This window comes from Paracoccus sp. JM45 (assembly GCF_003590715.1).
GTDB lineage: Bacteria > Pseudomonadota > Alphaproteobacteria > Rhodobacterales > Rhodobacteraceae > Paracoccus.
Genome location: NZ_QQVY01000063.1, coordinates 1 through 1,179 on the forward strand (window position 1 = coordinate 1; position 1,179 = coordinate 1,179).

Sequence of the window (1,179 nt, forward strand, 5' to 3'; positions counted from 1 at the left end):
GCTATCCACGAGCAGATGCAGCGGCCCCTTGGAACCACGATACGGGATCGTCACGTTCAAGGTCTTCTGGCGACGTGACAGAGTGCTGAAATCCGGCACGGACCAGCCGGGCCCGGACAGTTCGAGCAAGCTCGCCACGAAACCGCGTGCCATTGTTCTCGGACCAATGGCGAACAACGGCACGCCTTGGCGGAGCGGCAGCCCGAGGAGGGTCTTAAGAGTGAGGCAGGCCTGGATCGCAGCGTCGCTATAGGCCTGCTGACGACCGCGACGCCCCGACGGAATGGCTTCCCACTGCATCGAGGGATCAAACCAAACGGTCAGTGATCCGCGCTGCCTCAGCGCCTGATTATAACTTTTCCAGTTGGTGGTCTTGTAGGTCGTCTTCGGAGGTCTGCTCATGCCTTCGAGCTACTACACTGGATTCGCAAGGTGAATCCCTCATCCCTTTGTGCAACAACGCCCTTCTGAAGGCAAGCCGAGTGATCGCTAATTTGCGCTTGCAATCGGCTTCCGCAAACAAGCTAGGATCATACTTGGTCTGCCCAAGATTGGACGATTTTTAAAGACAATACGATTTAATGATTGTGCATAGGCTAGGATTTCCATCGTTAAAATGACACTTTTTTACGTGTCCTCCTGCTTGGAAAGCAGCAAATCAGCTACAGGGTCTGGAGGCCAGCAGCCTTGAACAAACTTTGCTGTATTAGATAATACACAAGTGCCAATAGCGTTGCTCGTCATGACCGGTTTGCTTCCAGTCCCATATTCATGATGGTAGTATGGGAAAAACCGAAAAAGGACAGATTCCCCACGCCAAAACTTGCCTCTCGACATTCTCATTGAGAGTTGTTTCTTTAAAATACAGATTTCTAAATAATTTATGTATAATTTAACCGACTTTCTTTATATTGCACTGGTCCAACGTCTGTGCACCGGAAGCACGTTGACGGGTGCTACTCCAGTCGGTTGTACCAATCATGGCTTTCTACCGTGGCCTTATCACAGAACGCGTTCGCAAAGCTGACGGCTAGATAGGTATTTCCGTGGCGATTGATGGCATCGTGTTTTCTAGGGCCCGTGGACAATCATACTTCCCATAGGTTTTGATTTCTGATTCAAATCTCCCAAACGGAGGTTGGGATGAACGAGCAGCGCTTTGTGGTGACGGATCGTGTG

The 1,179-nt window shown here is 50.7% G+C and carries 1 protein-coding gene; it reads right to left on the reverse strand.

Annotated elements, in window-relative coordinates:
- Positions 1–402: transposase (locus DWB67_RS17710; protein ID WP_147385981.1), on the reverse strand; the 402-nt coding region annotated here is incomplete at its 3' end.
- Positions 403–1,179 lie beyond the last annotated feature (777 nt).